A 26,853-nucleotide genomic window follows, 5' to 3' on the forward strand; every position below is an offset into this window, starting at 1 on the left:
GTTCCGTGGCATATCAACCCCAACCGATGGCGAGACCTGCTTCCGGCGCCCCGAGCCGTCGCTCGCGCTCAGAATGCCGGTCAACTTGCCGGTCTGTCTGTCGTGTCGTCCTCCGTTTGCAACGCGGTGACCACCCGTAACAGTGGAACCGCAGCGCGCCACATCGTAGCGCTTGGATCACACAGAACGAACATCATTGATGGGAGGAACTCGACATGGCGCGGGCAGCGGCCGAGTTAAACCCCTTTGCCTCGCCCCGGCACTACCTCGGTGCAGGGCTCCGAGCGTGGCGGCAACTCCGCGGATACTCACTGGCGCAGCTTGGACGCGCCGTTCACGTGTCCGGTGACCTTCTGGGGAAGGTCGAAAAGGCGCAACGCCGACCGGCCGAGGAACTCATCAAGCGGTGCGACTTCGACTGGCGTTTCTAACAGACTTCTGGCCGTCGTGACTGCGGTGGCTGATGGTGGCGGCCAGATCTCACAGTTCCACGCATCGAGGAAGGCATTGGCGCGTCGGCGGTGACGCGCGGATGCGTCATGCCCACCGGCGGCCGGTCGGTGGTTCACGAAAGTCGATTGGGAGGACGAGCGGCGTGAGTACGACACAGCGGCTGCCGATGCCAGGTGGCGGGACGCCCGTGCAGGGCGGTGGGTATCGGCCGGAGTTGCGGAGGACCCTCGGGTTCCGCGATCTGGTGGTGTACGGGTTGGTGTTCATGGTCCCGATTGCACCGTTCGGTATTTTCGGCTCCGTCTACGCCTCCTCCGGCGGGATGGTCGCGCTCGCCTACGCGGTGGGGATGGTGGCCATGCTGTTCACAGCGGCGTCGTACGCGCAACTGGTGAAGGCGTTCCCATTCGCCGGGTCGGTGTACAACTACGCCGGCAGGGGCATCGGCGCGCCGGTCGGGTTCCTGGCCGGGTGGGCAATCCTCCTGGACTACCTGCTCGTGCCGAGTCTGCTGTATCTGATCGCGTCGGTGGCGATGCACGCCACCGTTCCGGCGATCCCGGTCTGGGCCTGGCTGATCGGGTTCGTGCTGTTCAACACGATCGTCAACGTGTACGGGATCAAGATGACCGCCCGGATCACGATGGTCATGCTCGCCGCTGAAGCGGTCGTCCTGGTCATCTTCCTGACCGCGGCCGGGATCGCGCTGCTGGAGGGCAAGGGTCACGGGTCGGTGTTCTCGCCGGTGTACAACTCGACGACGTTCACCTCAGCGGTGGTGTTCGGGGCGGTGTCGGTGGCGGTGCTGTCGTTCCTCGGCTTCGACGGCATCTCGATGCTGGCCGAGGAGAACCGCGGCGGCGCCGCACAGATCGGCAGGGCGATGCTCGCCGCGCTCGGACTGGCCGGGCTGCTGTTCATCGCCCAGACCTGGGTTGCGGCCCTGCTGGTCCCCGACCCGCCCGGCCTCCTCACCAACGGCGACCCGGACGGGGTGGCGTTCTACGACGCGGCCGAGGTCGCCGGCGGGCCGTGGCTCGCCACGCTCACCGCGGTCGCGACGGCCGTCGCGTGGGGCGTGGCGAACTCGATGGTCGCGCAGGTCGCCACGTCCAGGCTGCTGTTCGCGATGGCGCGGGACCGGCAACTGCCGCGGTTCCTGCGCAAGGTGTCGGTCAAGCACGGCGTCCCCGCCAACGCGATCGTGCTGACCGCGGTGCTGTCGGTGGCGATCGGCCTGTACATGGCGTGGCGCTCCGACGGGATCGCGCTGCTCTCCAGTCTGATCAACTTCGGGGCGCTGTCGGCGTTCCTGGTCCTGCACGTCGCCGTTGTCTGGCACTACCTGGTCCGCGGAAAGTCCCGCAACCTCGTCGCGCACCTGCTGCTCCCGGCGGGCGGGTTCGCGATCCTCACCTACGTCGTGATCAACGCCAACGTCGCCGCGCAGCGTCTCGCCCTGATCTGGCTCGGCGTCGGCGTCCTCGTGCTCGCCGGCCTGTACGCGGCCGGTCGACGCCCCACCCTGTCCGGCATGAGCACCCCGACGGAGCGGGAGCGGGCATGACCAACGCAACGAGCACCAACCCGAGCGCGGCGTCGGATCCGCCGACGGTCGTCGAGCATGTGCTGAGCGAGCCGGACCTGACGTACCAGTTCGGCGGCGGCCGGTACCCGATCGCCGACGTGCTGCCCGGCCAGGTACTGCGCACCAGCACCGAGGACTGCTTCGGCGGCGCGGTCCGAACCGTCGACGACCTGCCGTCGCAGGTGTGCCAGGGCCGGTTCAACCCGGTCACCGGCCCGTTCCGCGTCCTCGGCGCCGAACCCGGCGACACCCTCGCCCTGCACTTCGTGCGGATCGACCCGGCCCGTGACTGGGGCATGTCGGCGATCTTCCCGCACTTCGGTGCCCTCACCCGCACCCACGCCACCGCGATGCTGCACGAGCCGCTGCCGGAGACCGTCTGGCGGTACGACATCGACCCCACCGCCGGCCTCGTGCGCTACCGGGCCCGCCGCAGCGCCTACACCGTGGAGCTGCCCCTCGATCCGATGCTCGGCACCGTCGGTGTCGCCCCCGCCGCCGACGAGGTCCGCTCCAGCATCGTCCCCGACGTCCACGGAGGGAACCTCGACACCCCTGAACTGCGGGCCGGGACCACGCTGTACCTGCCGGTGAACGTGCCCGGGGCGATGTTCAGTCTCGGTGACGGGCACGCCCGGCAAGGGCAGGGCGAGGTGTGCGGCGTCGCGGTGGAGACCGCCATGCACGTGACCGTCGCCGTGGACGTCATCAAAGGCGTACCGACCGCGTTGCCGCGGATCGAGACCGACCACCAGTTGATCTCCATCGGCGTGGGTCGTCCCCTCGAAGACGCGTTCCGCGGCAGCCAAAACGACCTCGTCCGGTGGACCACCGAACTGACCGGCCTCGACCTCTACGACGCCTACCAGCTCGTGTCCCAGGCCGGCCGGGCCGCTGCGGGCAACGTCTGCGACCCGAACTACACGATGCACGCCGCCATCGACACCACGATCCTGCGCGGCGCGTCGGCGTACGACGGAGCACACCGGCGGCTGCGCGAGCTGGCCCGGTCGATACGGTCGTGACTGGCGATGACCTACCCGATTGGTGACGCACCGCCCCCGAATCTGCGGCAGCCGCTGCGGGTCGAGCTGTTCTTCCTCACCCACTCCGAAACCGGCGAACCCCTCACCAACGCCAGCGCACACGCCGTCGCCCTCGCCGGTGCGGCCCTCATCGACGACCTGTTACGGCCCGTCGAGCGGATTCGGATCGTCGGACCGCAGGTCGTCGTCGTCAACGCCGACCTGTCCGGCGACCCGGTCGCCGATTGGGTCGTGCGCATAGTTGGCGCGCACCGCGGTACGTCTGTGCTGGACCGGCCGCAGCGGTCGTACTCGGTCCGTGACGCGGTCCGGGCCATCGCGGTGCACGCCTACGACCGCACCGCAGCCGGGATGTACGCCGGGGACCTGGTCCAGGAGCTCAAGCGGCGCAGGTTGAGCGGCGGCCGGCGCCGGTACCCGCCGACGGACCCTGGGGTCATCGCCCGGGTGCGGGGCCGGTTGTGCAGCGTGCTGGCCGGCCACACGCCACCGGACCCGCAGACCGCCGCGCTCGCCGGCCTGGTCCTCGCCCTCGACCTGACGTCCGAGCTGTACCTCGACGGTTCCGGCCTGGACGTCCGCAGCCTGCTCAAAGCGCTGGTCGACTGGGTCGGGCGCGGCATGCCCGAGGTCCAGCAGTTGATTGCTGCTACCGACGACCTGATCGCCGAGGCGGCGGTCGCAGTCTACGGATAGCTGCGACACCTGGCGCCACAGAGGCACGCGGACCGCGACGAGCGCTCGGCCCGTGCGATCGGCGGCGGCCGGGCGCCGGACGGACGACGGACGGCCCACCGCCGAAGCCGCCGCCGTCCACGCGGGGTGGTCCTGCCTTCGTGCCTCCCAGGAAGCCGGGGCCACCCCGCACCACTACCTGTACGCGCGCGGTGCCGCGAATTCATGGAGCAGATGTCACAGTTCTCACCATGGCTGTGGACGATCTGCCGGACTGGTTGGCGGTCTGGTGTCTGAAACGACTCGGCGCCGAGCCTGCTGAGATGCTGTTCGGGCTTGAGCAGATCTCGACGGTGTTCGGTCTTCGGTTGACCTCGGGCGCAGAGGTCATGGTAAAGGCGCGCGAGGATGACGGCCGGGCCGTGTCCTGTGTGGCGGCGCAGTTTCAGTTGGCCGAGCGCGGATTCCCATGCGCGCGGCCACTGACGTCGGTGACGAACGTCGGTTCGCTGGCCGTGCACGCTGAGGACTTCCGGCCCGGTGGCGACATCCTGCACGGGCAGACGCCCGACGTGGCCGTGCGCTATGCGCAGGTGTTCGCCCGGCTGGCAGCCGAGCTGGCCTATGTGACCGTCGCGCCTCCGCTGCCAAATCCGCGCTGGGTTCGCTGGGACCACACTGATACCGGGTTGTGGCCGGCGATCGACTTCCTCGACAGGCGGGACCAGAGCATGGTGCCTGCGCATGTCGTCGACACGGCTGAGCAAGCGCGCGACAGGCTCCTAACCGCCGATCTGCCGTGCGTACTGGGCCATTCCGACTTCGAGGCGCAGAACTTGCGCTGGCACGGCCGGGAGGTGTGGGCGGTGCACGACTGGGACAGCCTGGCATGGCAACCGGAAGCAGCACTGGTAGGAGCGGCGAGCGGAGTATTTCCCAGAGGTGCCGGGCTGCCCACGCTGGCGCCGATCGGGAGTTCCGAGGCGTTCCTGCTGGCTTATCAGGACGTCAGGGGCCGGGCGTTCACAGCCGTTGAGCTGGAGATCGCCTGGGCGGCCAGCCTGTGGCCGGCAGCGCACAACGCCCGCTGGGAGGCACTACACGGCCAACCCCCGGTGTGCGGCAACGCGCTCCAAGCGCAAGCAGCCGAACGTCTCCGCCGAGCGAACGCCTAGAACGCGTCACCATGGCGGGTCCCGAACTGGCGAACACACGAACCTGCCGCCAGCAGGCGGGATCCGAACTCGCCGACAAACGGGCCCCGGTTTCACCGACGAAACCACGCAACCTGCTGCTGAACAACGACAGTGCCACCTGTCCGTTGCCAACGAAGTCTGTCTGTGCCATCAGATCCTGTTTCAGACGAGCTTCTTGTCATTGAAGCGTGTCCGCGTGGACGGCGGTTGCGCACGCTCGCCAAGAACGTCCCGTTACCCGGAGTGACGTTGGGCCAACTCGCGGAATCCTGTCATGCCGATGAGCGGTCGCCGCGACATGCGCATCCTGCGGGCGTCGGTGGATGCGCGTGTCGTACAGGGTAGGACCGAGTGGACGATTTGTGGACCCGTGAGGGCAGGGTCTGGGGCACCGGACACGAGCGCGGTTGTCGATACTGAGTCCATGTGGAAGTGGTGGTCCGTCTGGGGATCGGTAGTCCTCGCGCTTGGCCTCGGTACCGGGTTCTTCCCGGGCAGTTCGACCTGGGCGACGGTCGACCATTGCTACGTACGGATGGGCGACTGGACGCCGGACGAGACCAGGTGCACCGGGCACTGGTCGACCGCGGGGTTCACCGTCACCGGCGGGGTGCACGGGGTCACCGTCGGTGGGTCCGAATGGCCTGCGATCGGGCCGCAGCAGCCCGACGGCTGGTACGAGGTGAGGGTGTCGGACTCGGCCCACAATCACTCGGCTGTGGCGGTGCCGGGCGCGGCGGTGGTGTATCCGGCGCTCGTCTGGTTGGTCCGCGTGGTGCTGCTCCTCGTGGTGGTGGCCTCGGTCGTCGTCTTGGTGAACCGGGCCAGGGATCGGTGGTATCTGAGGGCATACGAGCGGGAGTTGCGAAATCGATGATCGTGAGGTCGAGTTTCCTGGAGGCACCCTTCAATCTGGGTGACCGTGACATAGACGAACTACTGGTCACGAGCTTCCTCGACGCACTGCCCGGACCGACCCGGGCCGGGCATGGACTGGCCAACGAGCTTCTCGAACGCCTCCACACAAGGTTCAACCTGGTCCGACCCTGCGGATGACGTCTATCAAGCTCGGTGGGGGCCATCGCAACATACTCATCTGGCACCCGGATTGATCAAGGTCACGTACTCGCTCATGCCGCCGTTGGTGCGTGGTTGCGGCGGGGTCGACCGTGGCTGGTCATGGACCGTCAACGGCTCGCCGTGGCCGACGCTTCTCTGTCTTGCCGATGTGCGGATGTTCAGGGCAGGGTGGAGCCGGGTACGTTCCGCGCGTGTTCGACGGCTTCATCGATGAGCGGATCGGCGTGGGGGAGGTGGAGCTGCGGGTCCGGCATGCCGGGCGAGGGCTCCCGGTGCTGCTCATCCACGGGCATCCGCGCACGGGTTCGACATGGCACCGGGTTGCCCCACAACTGGTGAGTGATGGCTTTGCGGTTGTCTGCCCTGATATGCGCGGCTACGGGCGGTCCGGCAAGGCAGAGCTTTGTCCGGACCACTCGCAGCAGTCCAAGCGTGCGGTGGCCGGGGACATGGTCCGGCTGATGGTGGCACTGGGACATTCGAAGTTTGCTGTGGTTGGACATGACCGCGGCTGTTACGTGGCGTTGCGGTTGGCGCTGGACCATCCCGGCGTGGTCAGCCGGCTGGTGGTCATGGACGGTGTTCCCATCAGCGAAGCGCTCGCCAGATGTGACGCAACGTTCGCTCGGGACTGGTATCACTGGTTCTTCTACGCCCAGCCTGACAAGCCGGAGCGGGCCATCACCGCCGATCTCGACGCTTGGTACGACAGCGTACGGCCAGGCGCTATGGGCGCCGAGAACTATCGCGGGGTTCGTGAAGCCATCCACGACAAAGCCACCGTGCGGGCGATGTTGGAGGATTACCGGGCCGGCCTCGGAGTCGACCGGGATCACGAGGAAGCCGACCGGCGCGCTGGTCGCACCGTCCGTTGCCCGACGCTGCTATTGTGGTCGACCCGCGACGACATGGAGGGCCTCTACGGCGATCCACTCGCCGTGTGGCGGCCTTGGGCCCCGGACCTACGCGGCGAGCCGATCGAGTCCGGCCATCATGTCGCTGAGGAAAACCCCGATGATCTGGCGGAAGCACTGCACCGCTTTCTCGCTTGATCGACGCAGCCCCCGAGCCATCCGCTCATGTCGCGAAGCGCTCGCTACCGAACGTGGCGGGGGATGCCGCCACGTTGTGCCGATGAGCGTGCACGACCTGAAAGGCGTTGGCGGGCGGAATGTCGCTCGCGCCCGTCAGAACCACCGAGCGCTGTACCGTAGTGCAGTGCGGGGACTGATGATCATTGGTGGCACGCTCCTCGCACTGTCCTGTTTGTCGTGCGGAGCGCTGGGCGTCGAAGCCAACGCCGAGGGGCTGCCTGGCGCTCCCGGACATGACGGCCTCGTCGCCGCGCTGTTGGTCGCGATGTTGGTTCTGCTCGCTGCCGGCTGGCTGTGCGTCGCGTGGGCCTGGACCGGTCGCCGACGGAGCCGGTGAGCCGAAACTGGGCGGGACGCAACGCCTCACGGCTTGTCGGCCGCCGTGAAGGGCGTCGCCTCGCCTACGACTGGGTTCCCAGCAGCGCGGACGGCCGAGCAGACCCTGCACCGGTTCATAGTAGCGGTGTGAGGCATCCGATTCTGTCGATGTGCGCGGGGTGAGCCGCAGGCCTCAGGTGGTTGCAGGAGACGCCGGCTTCAGACGCTTTCGCTCGACAACGCTTGTTGCCGTCACCACACTCAGCGGCGGCACGTCCTTCGCGACAACGGCGCCCGCGCCGACGACCGAGCCGCGACCGATTGTCACTCCAGGGGTGATCGTGGCTGCAGCGCCGATCCACACGTCATCCTCGATGACGATGGGCGCGTGTGTGATGAAGTCGTACCGCTCGTCGAGGTCGACCGGGTGTCCGGCCGTACTCAGAGTCACTCGGGGACCGATCAGGACGCGGTCACCTATGGTGATGCCCCCGTAGTCGAGGAAGAAGCATCCCTGATTGATGAACACGCGCTCTCCGAACGATGCTCCAAGCCCATAGTCGCAATAGAACGGTGGCTGGATGGACAGCGAGTCAGGGATCGGTTTACCGAAGATCTCGGCCAGCACCGTTCTACGCGCGTCGAGGTTGTCAAACGGCAGCACGTTGAGGCGCGAGGTCAGGTTCATGACGAGCTGTACGCGCTCCGCGAAGGCGCGTGACTCATGCGTCCGTGCTCGTAGGCGTTGCTCGTTGCGCACGAAGCGATGCTGGCACAGCGAGTCAGAGACCCGATGACGACCCACCGGTAGGGAACGCGTCACTCCGTGATAGGGGTCCGCCTCTGCATGCCAATTGCCGATCGCCGTGCCGTCACCCGTTCGAGTCGCTGCGGACGAAGTTCACTGGCACACGGACAAACCTCGTTGGCAAAAGACACCACTCTTCCGCAGGTCGCGCCGCGCTTCCGTTGCTCCGAGCGACCCGCCCTCGATAGAGACCTGCGCCACTACAGGTTGACGTCGATGCTGCGTCAGGGCTCGTCTCGACTTGGCGTGCTGAACAAGATCCCGCCGTGGAGGTCGCGTGCCTGCACCGCATTGCCCTCGACGGTTCCGGAGACGTTGTTGGCCACGGCGCCGTCGCTGGCGGTCAGGTGTGGTGCGAGCTCGCGCCACGCACCTCGCAGGTCGGTCTTGAATGCGGGGTCTTCGGCTGCGGTCTGGGCAAGCTGCTGCTGGAGTTCTTCGATCCGGGTCTCGTCCGCCGGGTCGGCTTCGGCGCCGGTGAGCGCGGCCTGCGCGGAGGCCCGTCCCTGGAACGCGCGCTGCACCAACCGTGCCAACGCCTCGAACGCCGCTCTGCCGCCCTCGGTGAGGCCCTCGGCGGCCTTCGTCGCCAAGGCGCCCGCGATCGCAGTGACCATTTCCTGATCCATCCCCACCACACCCGTCCTGTGCAACTAGCTGTCGTCGGCTCCTATCCACCGAGCCATCGGAGCGTAGACGCCGATCTATGACAATGACGCCTGCCCGTCGCACATTCGTCATGATAGCGCCACCGTGGGTAATATTGATCTCGATTCCTGGAGCAGCGTCGTGGCCGAAAAGTGGGAAGCGAAGCCCTCGGCGTCATTCCTGCGGCGTTGGGGGAAGTCGTCCCACGAGTTGGGGCAGACGTCCGGCGACGGAAGTTGCCCGGATATCTGGGAGCTCGACAATGGTGACGTCGCGATCATCGGATCGGACCTGACCGCCGCATATGAGACCAGGTTGCCGGACTGGGTGAGCGTCGATCCCGGGTGAACGGATCGTGATCATCCCGCGGAAGACGATCCTCGCGGCGAAGGTGGACATCCCGGATGCGTGATCTTCTCGCCGGAGCCGCAGACGAACGGATGGAGCTGGACGCCTACCTGGCCGACTTCGAGCGGAGCTTCTGGGCGACGACCGAGCCCGGGTTCTGGAAGTTGGAGCGCCAGCAGTTCTTCAAGGAACCAGGAAATGCAAGCTGGGAAGCGTTCGCAAAAGGAGACCGGGACGAGTCGCTGCGGATTCTCGAAGCCGGTCGTCGTGACATGGCCGACTACTATCGGAGGACCAGCGAGCGAGGGTTCGTGACACGACGCGTTCGCGTTGTCGAAGAGTCCATCATCCCGTATCTGCAGTGGGAACTTCAGGTGTTGCGGATGCGGGACGAGTTCGGCGGTGCCGTGCGCGTTGTGGACCGGGTCGCTGAGTTCGAGCACGACGGCCCGCTCCCGGAGGTCTACACCCTCGGGTCCGGTTGGAGGCGGCGGTCTCGGGCGACGTGGTCCAGGCCCGGGACGTGCACGGTGGGGTGCACTTCCATCGCTCCGGGCCAGGCTTCGAGGTGCTGCCGTCGCAGCTTCCCGGTGATGTACGAGGGTTCGTCAAGAGGAGGTGACTGGGTCGTCCTACGCCCGACCCAGTCACACCTACCAGGATCAACTGGACGGGATGCCGGCGACCTCGACGTCGATGCCGTCGCCGCGCAGCCGCCGAACGGGCCGGTAGAGGGCCACCTGCGAAAACGTGAACAAGGTATTGGCGGTCAGCGCCTTGCCCGAACCGAGGGCGACGCCGTACACAACCTTCTTCGGCTTGAACGCGGCCGTGACGGCACGGCTCGGGTCGGCCGCACGCACCATCCTGGCAACTGGACCCAGGACGGGCACCAGGTGACGTTCTTCCTCGAGTACGACACCGGCACCGAACGGCCACTGTCCCGTCTGGTCGACAAGCCGCGAAAGCCGGACTTTTCGACGTGCTCCTCGTCTACCGACTCGACCGGTTCAGCCGCAGCGTCGCCAACCTCCTCGACCTCATCAACCAACTCGAACAATCCGGCGTCAGGCTCTCCTCCGCCACCGAACCCGTCGACACCGGCGGACCCTTCGGCCGCATGATGCTGCAACTCCTCGCCGTCTTCGCCGAATTCGAACGCAACATCATCATCGACAGGGTGAAAAGTGGCATGACCGCGAAAGCGAACAAGGGCAAATGGGCCGGCGGCAACCGCCCCTACGGCTACCTCGTCGAACCCGGCACCAACACACTCATCCCGCACCCCGAGGAGACACCCACCCTCCGCGAGATCTTCCGCCTCTACACCCAGGACCGGCTCGGCACCCCGCCGACGACATCGACCAACTCGTCCTACAAGCCCTCCACGACTTCTACACCAACACCGACCTGACCCTCATCACCATGATCGAAAACGCCAACGCCCAACACGCCGACACCACCGACGACCGCCACGCCGAACTCGCCACCCGCATCGCCACCGAAGCCGCCATCAACCGCTACCACGCCGCCTTCGAAGCCGGAACCATGGACGACACCACCGCCGGACCCCGCATCCGCGACCTCCGCAACCAACTCGCCCAGCAACAGACCCGCCGCGCCCAACTCGACGCCCAACCAGCCACACCCGAACCCGAAACCCTCGCCCGCGCCTACCTACAACACGTCATCACCACCGCCGCCAGCGAAGCAGCCATCGAAACCCTCATCGCCGAAGTCAAACTCACCGACCAAGGAGTCATCCCCGTGTTCAAGATCCCCGCCCCAGACACACCGATGCCCCCGCCCGACCCGGACGGGGGCATCAACGAAGAAGGATCACCGGTTCGCACAATGGTGCGTTCGGTGGGGCGGGCGGGACTCGAACCCGCGACCAAGGGATTATGAGTCCCCAGCTCTAACCTGCTGAGCTACCGCCCCGAGCGTCGCAAGCTTACCGACCCGCGCAACCCGAATGCGGACCCGAAACGGTGTCAGGCTACCCCAGACATGAAAATGGCCCCGATAAGGGGCCGTTCAGAGCTCCCGCGATAGGACTCGAACCTATAACCTGCCGGTTAACAGCCGGCTGCTCTGCCAATTGAGCTACGCGGGATCGCGCGTCTCCCCGGACGTTGTCCGTCCGAGGGCGACCGGGAAAGAGTACAGCACGAACCGGGGTCCTCCGCCACCGGGTATCCGCCGTGGCGCCGGACTCCACCTCATCGTGTGCCAGATCTTGGCAAAGGGGCCGCAAGATCGATGTGTCGGAACGACGATGGACGGGTAACTCAACACAAGACGGCGTCCAGGCAACCTGGTCGATTCGTGCGCCGTCCAGAAGGAGGTCGTCGCATGCGCGGCAAGCTACTGTTCCTCGGCGGCCTGGCCGCGGGCTTTGTGCTCGGCGCCCGGGCGGGCAGGGAGAAGTACGAAGAGCTTAAGGCCACTGCTCTGAAGATCAAGGAGAGCCCGACGGTCCAGGAAGCCGCCGGGGTCGTCCAGGAGCAGGCGACGCGGCTCTACAGCGAGGGTAAGAGCAAGATGACCGACAGGCTGGCCAACAGCCGCTTCGCCGAGACCGACTTCGGCCAGCGGCTGCTGCACACGTCGGACACGCCGGCGATCGAGCGGGACACGCTGGCCACGACCGGCGCGCCGAGCACGGGCATGGGCTCGAACTCGACGAAGCCGCCGACCACGCCCGGCCTGTAGGGCCAGCACAGCGACAAAGGGGGCCGGCCCCAGCGGGGGCCGGCCCCCTTGTACGGCCAAGAACGCCTCACCGGCGGCCACCCGCACGTCGATGCCATCGGCCGCGGTGACGTCACCGAACCGCTTGACCAGCGCAGTCGCCGCGATCAACGCCCCGCCATCAACCACGCGCCGGCCCAGGGGTACGGCATTCAGCTTTCCGAGGTGTTTACCATGCACGGGTGCGCCTCAACCCGCGCTGGCTGGGGCTGGCCGCGTCCGTCCTGCTGGCAGTCAGCGGTTTTCTCGCCGGCAAGCCCTACCACCACGACGCAGCGTGGATCACCGGCGTCGTGGTCTGGTTCGGCGCGCTGATCCTGCTGGTCCGCGCCTGGTGGGCAATGCGTGACGAGCCGTCGCCGGGCAGCCTCCTGCGCACCGCCGCGCTGTGGAGCCTGCCGGTGCTCGTCGCGCCGCCGCTCGGCGCGCAGGACGTCTACGCGTACGGCTGCCAGGGTCAGCTCTTCAACGCCGGCCTCGACCTCTACCGGGTCGGGCCGTCCGCCCTGCCGTGCACCTGGCTGTCGGCCGTGCCGCCGCTGTGGCGCGACACCCCCACGCCGTACGGGCCGCTGTGGCTCGCGATCGAAGGCGGCGTGGCCGGCCTGGCCCACGGCGACATCCTCGTCATGGTCGGCCTGCTCCGCGTCGTGGCCGTGCTCGGGCTGCTGCTGTGCGTCGCCGCCGCGCATCGGCTGTCGCGGGGCAACGCGCTGCTCGCCGCCAGCCCGCTGGTCCTCGTCCACGTCGTCTCCGGCGCCCACAACGACATCCTGCTGGCCGGCTTCGTGCTCACCGGGTTCGCCCTCGCCGCCCGGCGCCGGCCGGCACTCGCCGGGCTCGCCTTCGGCCTCGCCGTGGCGGTCAAGGTCACGGCCCTTGTCGCCGCACCGTTCGCGGTGCTGCTGATGTGCTTCGGCGGTACGGTCCGGCGCCGCCTCTCCCCCGTGACGTTCACCGCCGCGCTGATCGGCGCGTACGCCGTCCTCGCGGCCGTCACGTCCCACGGTCTCGGCTTCCTCGGCGCGCTCGACTCGACGACGACGATGGTGCAATGGCTGTCGATCCCGACCGGGGTCGGCATGGCCGCCGGATACGTCCTGCGCGTGCTCGGCGCCCCCGACGCCTCCGACACCGCGGTCGCGGCCGCGCGGGCCGCCGGGTTCGTCGTGCTCGCCGCCGCGCTGCTGGTCCTGTGGCTGTGGGCTCTGCGCGCCGCTCGGCGGCGGCCCGACTCGGCCGCCCAGCCGGTGCTCACGGCCGCCGGCGTGGCCCTGCTGGTGGCAGCGGTGCTCGGCCCGGTGTTCTACGCCTGGTACGCGATCGCCGGCATCGCCGTCCTGGCCGGGACGACCCTGACCGGCCGGCTGCGGACCGTGGTGCACGCCGCCGCGGCGGGCCTGGTGTTCCTCACCCTGCCGGACAGCCTCGGCCTGGCCACGAAGACCAAGGTGCCGGGCGCCTTCCTCGACGTGGCCCTGGTGGTCGCCGCCGTGGTCTGGGCGGTGCGCCACCGGCCGGCGGTGCGGGCGCTCTGGTCCGGGCCGCGGTCCCCGGCGACCCCGGAGGTCCTGCGGACCCCGGCGCCGTGACCCGCGGTCAGGGTGTCGGGCCGGCGCCCGTCTTCGCCCAGGCCACCAGCTCGGCCGTCTGTTCGGCGACCTCCGGCGCCGCGGGGTCGACGCCCTCGTCGTAGCGGACCGTCCAGCGCAGCCCGTTGACCCCCGGGACCCGGCGGCCGACGACGCGGACGCCGGCGCGGTCGACCAGCGGGTGGTGCGAGGTGTGGGCGATCGACTTGTTGACCCGCACCCGCACCTGCTCCGGGACCCGGTCCGGGTCCAGCAGCGTGAGGACGAGCGGCGGCAGGTCCTCCATGACCACGTAGTCGCCGCCGTCGGCCGCGGGCAGCTCCCGCGCCGCGATCAGGGAGAGCTGCCGGCCCGACCAGGCCGCCTTGTGGATCTCGTGCCAGCCGAGCCGCGCGTCGGCCCCCGACAGCCAGAGGCCAAGGTTGGTGGCGACCACGACGCTGTCGCCCGTCGTGCCAGCCCACGCCACGATCCGCTCCTCGGCGTCGAGTTTCGGACGCTTGGCCGCCGGGAGCCGGCGCTTCTTCAGGAAACCGAACATGCCATCCGCACCTTCACCAGCGGCTCGCGCCGCGATCACGCAGCGCCCGGGCGTGCTGCTCCAACGACACCAGCTCGCTGAACAGGCGCAGGTGGTCGTCGGCGTTGGTCACCGGGTTGATGCGCTGCAGCTTGGACTTGAGCTCGGCGATCGTACGGTTGAGCGCCGGTAGCTGCAGCCGGATGATCGTCGCCTCGACATATCGCGGGTCCGGCTCGCCGTCGAGCCGCAGCGGTTCGACGGCCAGCTCGGTGACGAGCGCGCTGGCGGCCAGGTCGGTGCACGCCTCGCGGACCCGCTCGATCCACACCACGCCGCCGGTGCCCGACGAGGCGCCGCCCGCCTCGGCGATCGCGGTGCGCAGCGCGGCGTAGGTCGGATGCCCGTAGGCCTGCGCGCCGACCGCGTCGAACATCGGGCCGGCCAGCACCGGTTGCTGGAGCGCGAGCTTCAGCGCCTCGCGCTCGACCAGGCCCTCCGGGCTGTCCGGGGCGACCACACGCCGCTGCGGCGGGACGACCGGGTCGACGACCCCCTTCGCCGCCGCGTTGACCGCCCGCTGGACCGTCTCCAGCTCCATGCCGAGATCGCCGGAGAGTTTGCGGGCGTACTCCGGGCGCAGCGTGCGGTCCTTGATCTTGGCGACCAGCGGCGCGGTCGCCTTCAGCGCACCGACACGGCCCTCGGCGAGGTCCAGGTCGAACCGCTGGATCACCGACCGCAGCGCGAAGTCGAGGAGCGGCTGCCGGTCGGCGACCAGGTCGCGCACGGCCGCCTCGCCCTTGGCCAGGCGCAGCTCGCAGGGGTCCATGTTGTCGGGGCCGACCGCGATGAACGTCTGCGCGACGAACCGCTGATCGTCCTCGAACGCGCGCAGCGCCGCCTTCTGCCCGGCGGCGTCGCCGTCGAACGTGAAGATGATCTCGCCGCCGTAGCCGTCGGCGTCCATGAGCAGCCGGCGCAGCACCGCGATGTGGTCGGCGCCGAACGCCGTGCCGCAGGTGGCGACGGCCACCGGCACGCCGGACAGGTGGCAGGCCATCACGTCGGTGTACCCCTCGACGATGACCACACGGCTCTGCTTCGCGATCTCCCGCTTGGCGAGATCGATGCCGTACAGCACATGGGACTTCTTGTAGAGCGGCGTCTCCGGCGTGTTCAGGTATTTCGGGCCGTCGTCGTCGTCGAACAGCTTGCGCGCGCCGAACCCGATGACCTCACCCGAGATGTCCCTGATCGGCCACAGCAGGCGGCGCCGGAACCGGTCGATCAGGCTGCCGGAACGCGCCTCCCGGGACAGGCCGGCGCTGGTCAGCTCGGCGGCGGTGAACCCCTTCTGCCGCAGGTGCTTCGTCAGCGGATCCCACCCCTCGGGCGCGAAACCGCAGCCGTACCGCTCGGCCGCCTCCCGGCTGAAGCCGCGCTGGGCGAGGAACTCGCGCGCCGCGCGGGCGCCGGGCGTGCCGAGCTGCTCGGCGTAGAACCGGGCGGCCTCCGCGTGCGCGGCGATCAGCCGCTGCTTCTGCCCGGTCTGGCGGATCGGCGCCGGACCCGCCTCGACGAAGCGCAACTGCAGGCCGGCGCGCCCGGCGAGCCGCTCCACCGACTCCACGAACGTCAGGTGGTCGTGATCCATCAGGAACTTGATGGCGTCACCGCCCGCACCGCAGCCGTGACAGAAATATACGTTTCGAGCGGGTGAGACGTTGAAGGACGCGGTCTTCTCGTCGTGGAACGGGCAGAGACCCTTGAGGTTGCCACCGCCGGCCGACTTGAGCGTCACGTGCTCGGAGATGACATCAGCGATCGCGGTGCGCTCGCGCACCAGGGCGATGTCCTCGTCCCTGATCTTGCCGGCCAATCGCCACCTCCCCAGACCCGACGCCTTACATCCTGCCTCGGTCCTGCCCGGGGCCGGACGGCGGCTGCGGCGCTTGGCCTCACCGCACCGACAATTTACGTCTCGCGGGGCGGCGCCGGCCGGTCGCCCCGTGCGATGCTGCCGTCATGCCGAGCCCAGCACCCAGGTTGCGCGACGACCGGCTCGCCTGGCTAGCCGTGCGGGACCGGCTCAGCCGCCGCGGCCGGCGCCTCCGGCCGCTCGGGTGGCTGGTGGTCGTCGCCACATTCGGCATCTGGCTCGTGGCGCGGCCCCGCGGACGCGGCGCCGCGCGGATGGCCGCCTACTCGGTCGCGGTCGACCACGTCACCGGCTACCTGGACGACGAGGAGCGCAAGAGGTTGCGCGCCGACGCAACGCTACCGCCGTGGTTCCTCTTCGAGGTCGAGCGCGCCGCACGGCGCGGCCGCCGGGGCCGCGCCCTGCCGGAGGGCCGGGAGACTCGCCGGGAGCGCCGTCGCCGCCTCGCCGTCCGGTTCGTGCTCGCCGCGGTCGTCTGTGCCGCGTTGGTACTGGCACCGACCGTCTGGATCCGGTTGTCCTCGGCCGGTCGGATCGTCACCGTCGGTGACGCACCCGTCGCGGATGTGGCGATCGTGTTCGGCGCGCAGGTGGCGCCTGGCGGCAGTCAGCCGATGCCCTTCCTGAAGGGCCGCCTCGACACCGCGATCGACCTGCTGGCCGCGGGCAAGGCGCGGGCGCTGCTGGTTTCCGGCGACGCGCGGGGCGGCTCGGGCGACGAGGTCCGGGTGATGCGTGAGTACCTCGCCGGCCGGGGCGTCGACCCGGCGCGGATGGTCGTCGACCCGTACGGCCTCGACACGTATGACACCTGCCGCCGGGCCCACGACGTGTACGGGGTGCGCCGCGCCCTCCTGGTCAGCCAGGAACTGCACCTGCACCGGGCGATCACGCTGTGCCGCCGGCTGGGTGTGGCCGCGGTCGGGGTGCCGGCCCGCTGCGAGGGCTGCCGGTCGGTGACGATCTGGTACAACACGGCCAGAGACGTCGCCGCCGGGCCGAAGGCGGCATGGGAGGCGGTGCGGCACCGGCCGCCGGCCGTACCGTCGCCACCGGACCCTGCGCTCGATCGGGCAATCCGTCCATAGTGGACCAGGTCGGCACTGTTCCCGCCGGATCCGACGCTTCGCGACGACACGCGGATTTTCGCGCGACATGCACCGGACGGGCGACAACCGCTTCCGCCACGCCCGGCCGCGCATCGCGTTTCCGGCGTGTCCGGCGGACCGCACCGGCATACTTGACCAGGTCCGCGGCGCCGACGGGAGATCGGCGCGATCCGATTTCCCGTGTGATGGGTGGTGCGTGTCCGGTGACGGTCACCAGACGAGACGCTGGGCGGCACGGCTGATGGTCATCGTGTTGCGCAACGTGGACGACGTCCTCGCCTGGGCCGGCCGGCTCGTCGACCCGGCCCTGCGCGCCGCCGTCACGCGGCTGCCCGAGCCGTCCCGGCAGATCGCCGACCTGCAGCTCGGATGGGCCGACGGCCCGCGCTCCTGCGCCGCGCACGAGCGGTCCGCGCTTACGCTGGTCTGCGCCGGCGCCGTGGGTGGCGACCCGCACGACGCGGTGCCGGCCGCGGTCGCCGTCGAGCTGCTGCACCACTGGGCCGAGATCCGCCGTGACCTGCGCGCCGGCGACCTGACCCGCAAGCACCGCCCGACCGCCTGGAGCGTCTTCGGCGCACAGCCGGCGACACTCGGTGCCGAGGCCCTTCTGGCGCTCGCGTTCGACGTGGCGGCCACCGGCGACCCGACTCGCCCGGCGGTCCCTCCCGTGGGCCGCACCACCCCCGAGCCGGTCCGCCCGGTGTCCGGTGCGGTGCGCCAGGCGACCTGCGAACGGACCGGCCCGATCACCGGCGGCACGACGGTCCGCGTCCTCGGCGACACCGTCCAGCAGCTCCTGCACGGCGACCACACGACGCTGGTCCTGGGCGACCGGACCACTGGCGATCGGGGCGATCTGCTCCGGGAGTGTCTCGGCGCGGCCGAGCGCCACGCCGGCGCTCTGCTCGGCAGCGCCTGCGCGCTGGGCGCCCTGGCCGGCGGCGGCGACCGTGCGCAGGTCGAGCAGTTACGGCTCTTCGGGGTGCGGCTCGGCTTGGCGGTGCAGTTCGCCGACGATCTGCTGGGCATCTGGGGCGATCCGGCGCAGACCGGCCGCCCGAGGTACGCCGACCTGCGCCGTCGCCGCCGTTCCCTGCCGGTGACCGCGGCGCTGGTGGCCGGCGCGGACGAACTGGCGGAGGTGCTGGGCCGCGAGGACCGCCTGGGCGACACCGACCTGGAGCGGGCCGCGAAGTCGATCGAGCAGTCGGGCGCCCGCGCCTGGTGCCGGCAGCAGGCCGACGATCTCCTGGCTCAGGCGCTGCTCGCGCTCGATCTGGCGATCCCGTCCCCGGCCGCGGTGGCCGAACTGGTGGCCCTGGCCAGACGCGCCACCCGTCACTCGGCCTGACCCGCGGCGGGGTCTGCGCGCGAGACCGCGGTGTCAGGCCAGGGCCGTGACGACCTGCTCCGCTCGCGACGCGTGCTTCTGGTACGCACCCGGGAACGCCGAGCGCTGCACGGCCTGGGCCGCCGCCGCCACGCTCATCCGCTCCCAGCCGCTCACCTGTGCCAGCGCGTTGTAGAAGAGCATCGCCGAGTGGGCCGGGTCCATCAGTTGCGGCACCGTGCCCCAGCCCTGGCTGGCCCGCTGCTGGAACAGGCCGACCGAGTCGTGGTCGGTGGAGACGCCCTGGTGCGGCAACCGCAACGACGACGGCACCGCCGAGCTGGCCACGTTGTGCAGGTCGCTCTCCTGCATCGCGGTCGCGACCGCGACGACCAGCGCCCGCCGCGGCATCCCCTGCGCCTTGCCCTGCCGGACGATGATCGCGGCGTTGTCCATCTGGAGCTGGTCGAGCCCGGCGACCGGCTGGGGCCGTGCGGGTGCGGCCGCCACCGGAGGCGCGGGCAGGGTCGCGGGCAGGGTCGCGGGCGGGGTCGCGGGCGCCGACGACTGTGCCGGCGAGGGCGCCGGGACCGTCTGGACGAGCGCGGTGTCCCGCGCATACGCGGGCGGGGCGCCGAACACCGACAGCGAGGTGTCCACAGTAGACTGCTGGCCGCCGGAGCCGGTGGCCAGCAGCGAGAGGGAGAGCGCGGCGACGGATGCGGTGCCGATCTTGAGCGGCAACAGCACCGACCGCCGGTGACGTGGTTGGAACTGACGTGGCAACGATTTCACAGCAAAGTCCTCAAGCAGGCGGCGCGGAATCAGCGCACGGCGAAGCACGCACCGCAGCGGCGCGTGAACATGGACGACGCACGGGAGAGGGCGCGCGGAAACGGCGCGACACGCGAAGTCGCGCTGGCGTCGGGTTCAGCGGTGGAGCGCTACGACCGAGCGCTCACCCGTCTGCGAGGGAGACGGCGGGCGGCCGCTACGGGAGCATGTGCGTAAGCATGCTTGTGCAAGACCCTGGAACTCCTTCCGAGGCCGCCTACCGGGTTAGCTGACGGGTTCGGGCGGGAGGATTCGCCCTACCACGGCCAGGCCGCGGATACACCCCAGGACTTCTTGGGTCCCCGGCTCGCGATCGGATCGCGACTCGACGGCGCCCGCCCGGCGGCACCGGAATCGGCACTCGACGACCGCGGCGGACGACCCGACACTACTGGGCAGGTTCCGGCCCGGCCAGCCGCAGCAATAGAATCCCACCCGCCGCATCTGCACGCTCACCGTCCGCCATCACACGTCCGGTCACCCCGATCCGGTGTCGATGGCCTTGACCAGGTACATCGCTCGATCGGCCGCTCGCGGGACCGCTCCCCGGACCGTCGAGCGTGGCGTCGATCACCGTGAGCCGACACCGACCCGCACGCACATCTCATGACCGCCGTATCGGCGGTCGCGGGCCCTGATCGCGACCATGGACGCGGCGGGATCGTCCGACCGCGGTTCGTGGATCGCGCAAGGCCGCGAAGCCGAGCCGTGCGGTCGTCCGTCACCCCGGGTGTCGCTACGCGAGGGTGACGCACAGTCGTGCGGGTGGTGCCTGTCGCTCATGATCGCCGCTGGCCCCGGGACGGCGCGTTCCGGGCCGGGCGACTCCATGATCATGGGAAAGATGTGGCTATCGGGGCAGCCAGATCTTTCCCATGACCGGCCGGCGCGGCACTGTCAGCCCAGCAGCTCCCCCAGCGGCACACCGGGGTCGGCGAGGCGGACCAGGTCCACCGGCGTGCCGGACCAGCCGGCCCGGACCAGCTTCTGGATGTCGTCGGTCACGTCCCAGACGTTGACGTTCATGCCGGCCAGCACGCGACCGTCCTTGACCCAGAACACGATGCACTCCGGGGCCTTGCCGTCCACGATCGACGGGTCGCCGCGGAACACCACCCGGTCGTAGCCCTCCGGACCGACGTGACCGCTGTACTCCATGCCCAGGTCGAACTGGTCCGTGAAGAAGTACGGTACCCGGTCGTAGACGACCTCTTCTCCGAGCAGGGCCTTGCCGGCCGCCTTGCCGCCGTTCAGCGCGTTGGCCCAGTGCTCGACCCGCACGCGCCGGCCCAGCAGCGGGTGTTCCTGGTTGACCACGTCGCCGGCGGCGTAGACGTCCGGGTCGGAGGTGCGCAGGCCCGCGTCGACCAGGATGCCGTCGTCCACCGCCAGACCGCCGTCGACGGCCAGCTCGGTGTTGGGCCGGATGCCGATGCCGACGACCGCGACGTCCGCGGGGAGTTCGGTGCCGTCGGCGAGGATCACCGACGACAGTGTGCCGTCGCCGCTGAAGGAGGCGACGGACGTACCGAAGCGGAAGTCCACGCCGTTGGCGCGGTGCAGGTCGGCGTAGACCGTCGCGACCTCGTCGCCGAGCACCTGCCGCAACGGCAGGGCGGCCTGCTCGACCACGGTGACGTTGGCGCCGTGCTTGCGGGCCGCGGCGGCGGTCTCGAGGCCGATCCAGCCGGCGCCGACGACCACGACGTTGTTCGCGGCGCGCAGGTCTTCGAGCAGCGCGTCGGACTCGTCGATGGTGCGCAGGTAGCGCACCCCGTGCAGGTCGGCGCCGGGGACGGAGAGCGTGCGGACCCGGGATCCGGTGGTGAGGAGCAGCTTGTCGTACGGCAGCACGTCGACGCCGTCGAGGGTGACCGTGTGCGCGACGGGGTCGAGGTGGGTGGCCCGGGTGGCGAGGCGCAGGTCGATGCCCTGTTCGTCGTACCACGACAGCGGGTGGACGAACGCCTTCTCCCGTGCCTCCTCCTTGCCCAGGAGATGCCCCTTCGACAGCGGCGGCCGCTCGTACGGCCGCTCGATCTCCTCACCGATCAGCACGATCCGGCCGGTGAAGCCCTCGGCGCGCAGCGTCTCCGCCGCCTTCGCGCCCGCGAGGCTCGCACCCACGATCACAAACGTCCGCTCGTCAGCCATGTCCGTCAGCCTTCCGCAATCGCTCGTGCCACGCCAGCGCCGACAGGTCGGTCAGGCTGGCCACCTGGTCGACGACCACCCGCAGTCGGGCGGCGTCGTCGGGGGCGGCCCGCCACATCGGCGCGAAGACCGGGTCGAGGCCGCCGGGCGCGCGGTCCAGCAGCCCGGCGACCAGCTCCTGCAGGACGGTGACCTCGTGGGCGTACCGCTGCGAGGAGCCCGGGCGGCGCATCACGTACCGCAGGGCGATGCCCTTCAGCAACGCGCACTGCGCGCGCACCAGCGGCGGCACGACCAGGTCGGCGGCGTAGCGCCGGACGGGTCCGTCGCCGTGGACCGCCCGGGTGGCGGTGACCGCCGCGGCGGCGAACCGGCCGGTGAGCACGCTGGTCATCCGCTTGAGCGCGACCTGCGCGGTGTGGCTGCCGTCGTAGTCGTCGAGCGGTGCGAACACCGGGTCGGCGAGCAGGTCGAGCAGGATCAGGTCCAGGTCGGCGGCGGGCTCCCGCGAGTAGGCCGCTGCGACGTCGGCGCACAGCGCGGCCCGCTCGCCGACGTCGGCGCGCAGCGGGGCGAGGTGGACGTAACCGCCGTGGATGCCGTCCTCCAGGTCGTGGACCGAGTAGGCGACGTCGTCGGCCCAGTCCATCACCTGCGCCTCGAGGCAGCGGCGGCCGTCCGGCGCGCCGGCCCGCAGCCACTCGAAGATCGGCAGGTCGTCGGGGTACACGCCGTACTTGCGGCTGCCGGGCCGGCGGGTCCAGGGGTACTTGGAGACGGCGTCGAGCGCGGCCCGGGTAAGGTTGAGCCCGGCCGATCCGCCGCCGGGTGCCGTCACCTTCGCCTCCAGGCGGGTGAGCACCCGCAGCGTCTGCGCGTTGCCCTCGAACCCGCCGCAGGCGGCGGCGACCGCGTCGAGCGCGTCCTCGCCGTTGTGCCCGAACGGCGGGTGGCCGAGATCGTGCGCGAGTCCCGCGGTGTCCACGACGTCGGGGTCGCAGCCCAGCCGGGCGCCCATCTCCCGGGCGATCTGGGCGACCTCCAGCGAGTGGGTGAGCCGGGTGCGCAGGAACGCGTCGGCGCCGGCCGTGTGCACCTGGGTCTTCGCGGCGAGCCGGCGGAACCCCGCCGAGTGCAGGACACGGGCCCGGTCGCGCTGGAACGGTCCCCGCCCGTTGTCGGCGGAGGTCGTGCTGACGTCCTTCAACGGCTCCTCGACAAAGCGCTGGGCGTCTCTCGGCGGCTCTTCGGCACCGCGCTGCGCGTCAGGCGTCACGGTTCGAGCTTAGAGCCGTCCGCATCATGTGGCGCCGGGATCGGTACGGGAGGTGCCGCCGCCGGTGCGCGCTCCGCCGGCGGCTCGTTGAGCGCCTCGACCATCGGGGTCATCAGCACCTTCACGGCCGCGACGATCGGGATGGCCATGAGCGCGCCGACCACGCCCAGGACGGCCGCGCCGACGAGCGCCGCCAGCAGCACCGCGATCGAGGACAGGTCGACGGTGTTGCGCAGCACACGCGGCGCGATGAGGTAGTTCTCCGCCTGCTGATAGGCGACGAAGAAGATCGCCAGCACGACGGTCGCGGGCCAGAGGTCCGTGGTCACCAGCGCGACCACGGCGCAGCCGACGGCGCCGACGGTCGCGCCGATGAGCGGGATGAGGTCGGTGATCGCCACGAAGAACGCCAGCGGCAGCGCGAACGGCACGTCGAGCGCGAACATGCAGACAAACGCCGAGACGCCGGCGAACAGCGAGATGATCAGGTTGCCGATCATGTAGCCGCCGACCTTGTCGACGACCACGTTGATCGCCTGGGCGGCGCGGGGACGGCCGGTCCGGGGCACCAGGCGCACGATCCCCCGCCGCAGCCGGGGCAGGTCGGCCATGAAGTAGACGGTGAGCACGATCACGAGCAGCACGTTGACGAGCGCGCTGAAGATGCCGGTGATGACGCCGACGGCACCGCCGCCGACCTTCTCCGGCAGCGTCCGGGCGAGCTCGGTCAGGCGCTGGGTGAGCCCGTACCGGTCGGCGATCTCACGGTAGGCCTGGGACCGCTCGGGCAGCTCCTGGAGGTACTGCGGCACGTTGCGCAGCAGGTCGCCGGCCTGCCCGACCAGCGGCGGCACCAGCGACCAGACGACGACGGACAGCAGCGCCAGGGCGAGCACGAGGATCACCGCCACGGCGACCGAGCGGCGCACCCCGTGACGGATCAGCAGACGGACCGCCGGGTCCAGGCTGATCGCCACGAACAGCGCGATGATCACCTGGACGAGCACCTGGCGCACCGTGTAGAGCGCGTAGGCGCCCAATCCGACCGTGAGCAGGCCCAGACCGGCGGCGACGCTCAGGCGGTACACCTTGGCGAAGGTCATCTGTCCGGCCGGATGACGCAGAACTCGTTGCCTTCCGGATCGGCGAGCACGATCAGCGCCGCGCCGTCGGGCTGGCCGACGTCCACGTGGCGCGCGCCCATGTTGACGAGGCGCTCGAGCTCGGCGTCGAGGTCGTCGGGGCGCAGGTCGAGGTGCAGCCGGTTCTTCGCGTGCTTCGCCTCGTCGTGGCGCAGGAAGACCAGACGGGGATGCCCGTCGGCGGCCGGGCCGACCACGACCTCGCCGGGCGACACGCTTTCGACCCGGTGGTCGAGCACCTCGGCCCACCAGCGGCCCAGACGCTCGGGGTCGATCGCATCGACGATCAGGGCATACCACCGGCTCCCCAATGCACACCTCCGTGGTCGGCGTGGGGTCACACCTTACGCCCAGCCGGCGGTCGTCGCAGCCGAGCCGCCGTGACCCGGGATGGAGCACGGAGCGCGGCACCTTAGCGGATTTCCACCCGGCCTGTCAGCCAAACGTGCGTTTTGCTAAATTCAAGAACCGATTGGGTTTGTGTTCGTAGACGAACGCATGGCGTAGGTAACGGACGAGCGCACGGTAACTTGCCGGTGTGCATGCTTCCGGCCGCCGCCGGGACCCAGCGCACCCCCGAGCCAGCGGAACGGAAAGACCCCACCTGTGCCTGCGATCGATGACTGCCTGCGCCGTGCCATGACCATCCGCGGGGCCATCGGAGCGAGCCTCATCGACTACACCACCGGGCAGACGCTCGGCCTGGAGGGTGGCCGGGGCGACGTCGCGCCGCACGCCGACCCGTCCGCCGCGGCGCTCGGCACGGCCAGCGTCATCCACGCCGCGATGCAGACCGCCGCGTACGCACCGGCCACACCCGGCGACGCCGTGGAGGACGTGATCATCAGCACTTCCGCGGCCTACCACCTCATCCGGCCGGTGCGCACGAGATTCGACTCCCGCCTGGTCCTGTACGTCTGGCTGGACCGGGCCGAAGGCAACCTGGCGATCGCCCGGCGCCGGGTCCGCTCGCTCGCCGACGACCTCGCGTGAACGCCGGCGGAGCGGAGGCGCGGGCGGCCGCGCCGGGATCGCCGCGGTTCGCCAAGGGCACCACCCCGGCGAAGGCACTCGGCCGGCTGGCCGAAGCGGGCGCCACCGGTGCGCTCACCGTCATCGGCGCGCCCGGTGGCGTGGTGTTCCTGCGCGACGGGCGGGTCAACGCGGTCGACTCACCGGCCGCGCCGGGCGCCGACCGGTTGCTGATCGCCTGTGACAAGGTGCCCGAGGCGGTGTGGGAGACCATCCCCTCCCAGCCCGCCCGCGCGCTGGTCGAAGGCGGCCACGTCACCTCGGCCGAGATGGAGCTGTGTGCCCTCCAGGCATTGTGCGACGCGGCATTCTTCGTCCTGTCGACACCGCGTCCCGAGCTGCGGTTCGCATCCGGCGTCGAGCACTGGCTCGGCGCGGACGGCACCGTGGCGACGGACTGGTTGTGCGACCAGGTCGAGCGTCAACAGCGCATGCTCAACGAGGTGCACCCCTCGGAAGTGATGGACTATGCCCCGGTCGTGCCGGTCCTCCGGCCCGGACTCGACCAGGTGCTGCTGTCCGGTCTGCAGTGGGAGATCGTGTTGCACGCCGACGGTCAGCGCACCCCGCAGGACCTGGCCGGCCTGCTGGGATGCTCGGCCTACGCCGTGACGCTCGACGTGCGCCGGCTCGCGGCCGCGGGACTCGTTGAGGCCCCGGCGACCGAGGCGCCGGCGCCCGTCATCGACGAACCCATGGCATCCGCGAACCCCGCGGAGCGCGCAGTGCTGCCGAAGCGGGTGCCCGGCACGTACACGTTCGACGACCCGCCCGCCGGGACGCGGCGTCAGCTCCCCGCCGGGGTGAGTGCCCTCGCGGTGCTTCCCGGTGCGATCGACAAGGCGCCGGACGACACGCTGCTCAAGCGGATCCGTTCGGCGCTGCAGTCGCTGCGCTGACCTCGCGAACCGGCCGCCCCGGCAGGGGCGTCCCGAAGGAGGAACCAACCGGATGAGAACCGACGCGGAGCTGCGCGGGGAACTGCTCGCGGAGCTGCGCCGGCTGCGACAGGTGGTGCCGGAGATCACCGGCTGCCTGATCGCCAGCACCGACGGGCTGCTCATCGTCGACGACGCCCAGGCGGTGGTGGTCGAGGGCGTCGCGGCGCTCGCGGCGGCCTGCCTCGGCGTGAGCCAGCGGATCGCCGACAGCGCGGGGCACGGCGAGTTCCAGGAAGTGGTCATTCGCAGCGGCGGCGGACACGTCGCGATGTACACCGCCGGCAACGGCGCGGTCCTGGTGCTGCTCGCCGACGCCGACGCCAACGTCGGCCGGCTGCATCACGAGGCCCGCCGGGCGACCCAGGTGGTGACCCAGGTCGTGGCGGCGGCGGCGCTGAGCTTCGCGCAGACACTGCCGGAGGCTCACCGGCTTCCGGAGCCCGAGCCGGCGCCGTGGTGAGCCGCAACGGCGGCGCGCACCGCCGGCCCCGGCGCCCGACGGTGGACGCCGTACCACCTACTCCCCCACCCGGAAATGATTTCGATCGGTCGGCGCCCCTGGCGGCCGACCAGGCACAACTTACGGAGGTAGCAATGGCTGACATGGAGACGGCTCTCAAGGAGCTGATGACCATCGACGGCGCTGTCGGTGTCGCGCTGGTGGACTACAACAGCGGCATGGCGCTCGGCGTGCTCGGCGGCTCGAAGGATCTCGACCTGACCGTCGCCGCAGCCGGGAACACCGACGTGGTGCGGGCCAAGATGCGCACGATCGAGATGCTCAACCTCAAGGACGGCATCGAGGACATCCTGATCACGCTGCACAACCAGTATCACCTGATCCGGCCGCTGACCGGCCGGTCCGGCAAGGGTCTCTTCCTCTACCTGGCGCTGCTGCGCTCACGGGCCAACCTCGCCCTGGCTCGGCACCACCTGAGCCGGATCGAGGAGGAGCTGGAGATCTGACACC

29 protein-coding genes, 2 tRNA genes, 1 pseudogene and 1 riboswitch are annotated in these 26,853 nt (G+C 70.2%); of the genes and pseudogenes, 19 read left to right on the plus strand and 13 right to left on the minus strand.

The genetic code is table 11. From position 1 onward, the window contains the following. The first annotated feature begins 215 nt into the window (after positions 1–215). From Drose_RS31135 to Drose_RS31170, 8 genes are all read left to right on the plus strand, one after another. Positions 216–431, plus strand: a complete 216-nt coding sequence (locus Drose_RS31135; RefSeq protein ID WP_260724839.1) for a helix-turn-helix domain-containing protein — start codon at positions 216–218, stop codon at positions 429–431. A 188-nt stretch (positions 432–619) separates the two neighbouring features. Next, entirely contained in the window at positions 620–2,020 is a 1,401-nt protein-coding gene (locus Drose_RS31140) for an APC family permease (protein WP_260729878.1), read from the plus strand. Then, positions 2,017–3,066: an acetamidase/formamidase family protein gene (locus Drose_RS31145; RefSeq protein ID WP_260724840.1), complete on the plus strand. Its 1,050-nt coding sequence runs from the start codon at positions 2,017–2,019 to the stop codon at positions 3,064–3,066. The genes Drose_RS31140 and Drose_RS31145 overlap by 4 nt, the downstream gene beginning before the upstream one ends. A gap of 6 nt (positions 3,067–3,072) precedes the next feature. Further along, positions 3,073–3,783 carry a GPP34 family phosphoprotein gene (locus Drose_RS31150; RefSeq protein ID WP_260724841.1) on the plus strand — a complete coding sequence of 237 codons (711 nt, stop codon included), beginning with the start codon at positions 3,073–3,075 and terminating at the stop codon, positions 3,781–3,783. Positions 3,784–4,013: 230 nt separating this feature from the next. Further along, positions 4,014–4,937, plus strand: a complete 924-nt coding sequence (locus Drose_RS31155; RefSeq protein WP_260724842.1) for an aminoglycoside phosphotransferase/kinase family protein — start codon at positions 4,014–4,016, stop codon at positions 4,935–4,937. Positions 4,938–5,382: 445 nt separating this feature from the next. Beyond that, the gene (locus Drose_RS31160; protein ID WP_260724843.1) at positions 5,383–5,835 is read left to right on the plus strand and encodes a hypothetical protein; all 453 of its coding nucleotides are present in this window, start codon (positions 5,383–5,385) and stop codon (positions 5,833–5,835) included. Between the two features lie 394 nt (positions 5,836–6,229). Next, the gene (locus Drose_RS31165) at positions 6,230–7,090 is read left to right on the plus strand and encodes an alpha/beta fold hydrolase (RefSeq protein ID WP_260724844.1); all 861 of its coding nucleotides are present in this window, start codon (positions 6,230–6,232) and stop codon (positions 7,088–7,090) included. Positions 7,091–7,172: 82 nt separating this feature from the next. Beyond that, on the plus strand, positions 7,173–7,469 hold the full coding sequence (locus tag Drose_RS31170; protein ID WP_260724845.1) for a hypothetical protein: 297 nt from the start codon (positions 7,173–7,175) through the stop codon (positions 7,467–7,469). Between the two features lie 174 nt (positions 7,470–7,643). Here Drose_RS31170 and Drose_RS38865 read toward each other — a convergent pair whose 3' ends face one another. Together Drose_RS38865 and Drose_RS31180 are read right to left on the minus strand one after the other, a co-directional pair. Next, positions 7,644–8,210: a sugar O-acetyltransferase gene (locus Drose_RS38865; RefSeq protein WP_313899955.1), complete on the minus strand. Its 567-nt coding sequence runs from the start codon at positions 8,208–8,210 to the stop codon at positions 7,644–7,646. 272 nt (positions 8,211–8,482) lie between these two features. Beyond that, entirely contained in the window at positions 8,483–8,875 is a 393-nt protein-coding gene (locus tag Drose_RS31180; RefSeq protein ID WP_260724846.1) for a hypothetical protein, read from the minus strand. Positions 8,876–9,011: 136 nt separating this feature from the next. Between Drose_RS31180 and Drose_RS31185 the strand changes: the two genes are divergently transcribed. Then, complete coding sequence (locus Drose_RS31185) at positions 9,012–9,254, plus strand: hypothetical protein (protein ID WP_260724847.1); 243 nt, start codon at positions 9,012–9,014, stop codon at positions 9,252–9,254. Positions 9,255–9,346: 92 nt separating this feature from the next. Then, positions 9,347–9,673, plus strand: a pseudogene (locus Drose_RS39235) (DUF6879 family protein); the annotation flags it as partial. A 243-nt stretch (positions 9,674–9,916) separates the two neighbouring features. Here Drose_RS39235 and Drose_RS31195 read toward each other — a convergent pair. Beyond that, positions 9,917–10,120, minus strand: a complete 204-nt coding sequence (locus Drose_RS31195) for a DUF6119 family protein (protein ID WP_260724849.1) — start codon at positions 10,118–10,120, stop codon at positions 9,917–9,919. A 116-nt stretch (positions 10,121–10,236) separates the two neighbouring features. Between Drose_RS31195 and Drose_RS31200 the strand changes: the two genes are divergently transcribed. Continuing rightward, positions 10,237–10,668, plus strand: coding sequence for a recombinase family protein (locus Drose_RS31200; protein ID WP_260724850.1), 432 nt, complete (start codon positions 10,237–10,239; stop codon positions 10,666–10,668). On the opposite strand, the gene Drose_RS31205 is transcribed toward Drose_RS31200, so the two are convergent. The 3 genes from Drose_RS31205 to Drose_RS31215 form a co-directional block, all read right to left on the minus strand. Continuing rightward, positions 10,629–10,892 (minus strand): hypothetical protein, encoded by a 264-nt coding sequence (locus Drose_RS31205; RefSeq protein WP_260724851.1) that lies wholly within the window; start codon positions 10,890–10,892, stop codon positions 10,629–10,631. The two genes, Drose_RS31200 and Drose_RS31205, sit on opposite strands and share 40 nt — an antisense overlap. A 229-nt stretch (positions 10,893–11,121) precedes the next feature. Further along, a tRNA-Ile gene (locus tag Drose_RS31210) sits at positions 11,122–11,195 on the minus strand. Between the two features lie 102 nt (positions 11,196–11,297). Next, positions 11,298–11,370 (minus strand) — tRNA-Asn (locus tag Drose_RS31215). A gap of 239 nt (positions 11,371–11,609) precedes the next feature. On the opposite strand from Drose_RS31215, the gene Drose_RS31220 reads away from it, so the two are divergent. Continuing rightward, entirely contained in the window at positions 11,610–11,969 is a 360-nt protein-coding gene (locus Drose_RS31220) for a hypothetical protein (RefSeq protein WP_260724852.1), read from the plus strand. Between the two features lie 221 nt (positions 11,970–12,190). Next, positions 12,191–13,600: a polyprenol phosphomannose-dependent alpha 1,6 mannosyltransferase MptB gene (gene mptB, locus Drose_RS31225; protein ID WP_260724853.1), complete on the plus strand. Its 1,410-nt coding sequence runs from the start codon at positions 12,191–12,193 to the stop codon at positions 13,598–13,600. Between the two features lie 7 nt (positions 13,601–13,607). Here the strand turns inward: mptB and Drose_RS31230 are convergent, their stop codons facing one another. Continuing rightward, entirely contained in the window at positions 13,608–14,141 is a 534-nt protein-coding gene (locus Drose_RS31230; protein WP_260724854.1) for a hypothetical protein, read from the minus strand. 13 nt (positions 14,142–14,154) lie between these two features. Next, positions 14,155–16,002, minus strand: coding sequence for a DNA primase (dnaG, locus tag Drose_RS31235; RefSeq protein ID WP_260724855.1), 1,848 nt, complete (start codon positions 16,000–16,002; stop codon positions 14,155–14,157). A 146-nt stretch (positions 16,003–16,148) separates the two neighbouring features. Here dnaG and Drose_RS31240 point away from each other — a divergent pair, with 146 nt between their 5' ends. Both Drose_RS31240 and Drose_RS31245 read left to right on the plus strand, forming a co-directional pair. After that, positions 16,149–17,150 carry a SanA/YdcF family protein gene (locus Drose_RS31240; RefSeq protein ID WP_260724856.1) on the plus strand — a complete coding sequence of 334 codons (1,002 nt, stop codon included), beginning with the start codon at positions 16,149–16,151 and terminating at the stop codon, positions 17,148–17,150. Positions 17,151–17,367: 217 nt separating this feature from the next. Beyond that, positions 17,368–18,525, plus strand: coding sequence for a polyprenyl synthetase family protein (locus tag Drose_RS31245; RefSeq protein WP_260724857.1), 1,158 nt, complete (start codon positions 17,368–17,370; stop codon positions 18,523–18,525). A gap of 33 nt (positions 18,526–18,558) precedes the next feature. On the opposite strand, the gene Drose_RS31250 is transcribed toward Drose_RS31245, so the two are convergent. The 5 genes from Drose_RS31250 to Drose_RS31270 form a co-directional block, all read right to left on the minus strand. After that, on the minus strand, positions 18,559–19,254 hold the full coding sequence (locus Drose_RS31250) for a hypothetical protein (protein ID WP_260724858.1): 696 nt from the start codon (positions 19,252–19,254) through the stop codon (positions 18,559–18,561). Between the two features lie 283 nt (positions 19,255–19,537). Further along, positions 19,538–19,679: riboswitch (cyclic di-AMP (ydaO/yuaA leader) on the minus strand. A gap of 556 nt (positions 19,680–20,235) precedes the next feature. Next, positions 20,236–21,492, minus strand: a complete 1,257-nt coding sequence (locus tag Drose_RS31255) for an NAD(P)/FAD-dependent oxidoreductase (protein ID WP_260724859.1) — start codon at positions 21,490–21,492, stop codon at positions 20,236–20,238. Next, complete coding sequence (locus tag Drose_RS31260; RefSeq protein WP_343868697.1) at positions 21,485–22,768, minus strand: deoxyguanosinetriphosphate triphosphohydrolase; 1,284 nt, start codon at positions 22,766–22,768, stop codon at positions 21,485–21,487. Before Drose_RS31260 ends, Drose_RS31255 begins: the two co-directional genes overlap by 8 nt. Further along, the gene (locus Drose_RS31265; RefSeq protein ID WP_260724860.1) at positions 22,765–23,871 is read right to left on the minus strand and encodes an AI-2E family transporter; all 1,107 of its coding nucleotides are present in this window, start codon (positions 23,869–23,871) and stop codon (positions 22,765–22,767) included. Before Drose_RS31265 ends, Drose_RS31260 begins: the two co-directional genes overlap by 4 nt. Then, a complete protein-coding gene (locus tag Drose_RS31270; RefSeq protein WP_260724861.1) occupies positions 23,868–24,221 on the minus strand; it encodes a VOC family protein in 354 nt (117 codons plus the stop codon). The genes Drose_RS31265 and Drose_RS31270 overlap by 4 nt, the downstream gene beginning before the upstream one ends. A 295-nt stretch (positions 24,222–24,516) precedes the next feature. Here Drose_RS31270 and Drose_RS31275 point away from each other — a divergent pair, with 295 nt between their 5' ends. The 4 genes from Drose_RS31275 (at position 24,517) to Drose_RS31290 (ending at position 26,849) form a co-directional block, all read left to right on the plus strand. Further along, positions 24,517–24,903, plus strand: a complete 387-nt coding sequence (locus Drose_RS31275; RefSeq protein WP_260724862.1) for a hypothetical protein — start codon at positions 24,517–24,519, stop codon at positions 24,901–24,903. Then, a complete protein-coding gene (locus Drose_RS31280; protein ID WP_260724863.1) occupies positions 24,900–25,841 on the plus strand; it encodes a hypothetical protein in 942 nt (313 codons plus the stop codon). Before Drose_RS31275 ends, Drose_RS31280 begins: the two co-directional genes overlap by 4 nt. 52 nt (positions 25,842–25,893) lie before the next feature. Beyond that, on the plus strand, positions 25,894–26,343 hold the full coding sequence (locus Drose_RS31285) for a roadblock/LC7 domain-containing protein (protein WP_260724864.1): 450 nt from the start codon (positions 25,894–25,896) through the stop codon (positions 26,341–26,343). A 134-nt stretch (positions 26,344–26,477) separates the two neighbouring features. Further along, positions 26,478–26,849: a roadblock/LC7 domain-containing protein gene (locus Drose_RS31290; protein WP_260724865.1), complete on the plus strand. Its 372-nt coding sequence runs from the start codon at positions 26,478–26,480 to the stop codon at positions 26,847–26,849. Positions 26,850–26,853 lie beyond the last annotated feature (4 nt).

It is taken from the genome of Dactylosporangium roseum (assembly GCF_025264685.1).
GTDB lineage: Bacteria > Actinomycetota > Actinomycetes > Mycobacteriales > Micromonosporaceae > Dactylosporangium > Dactylosporangium roseum.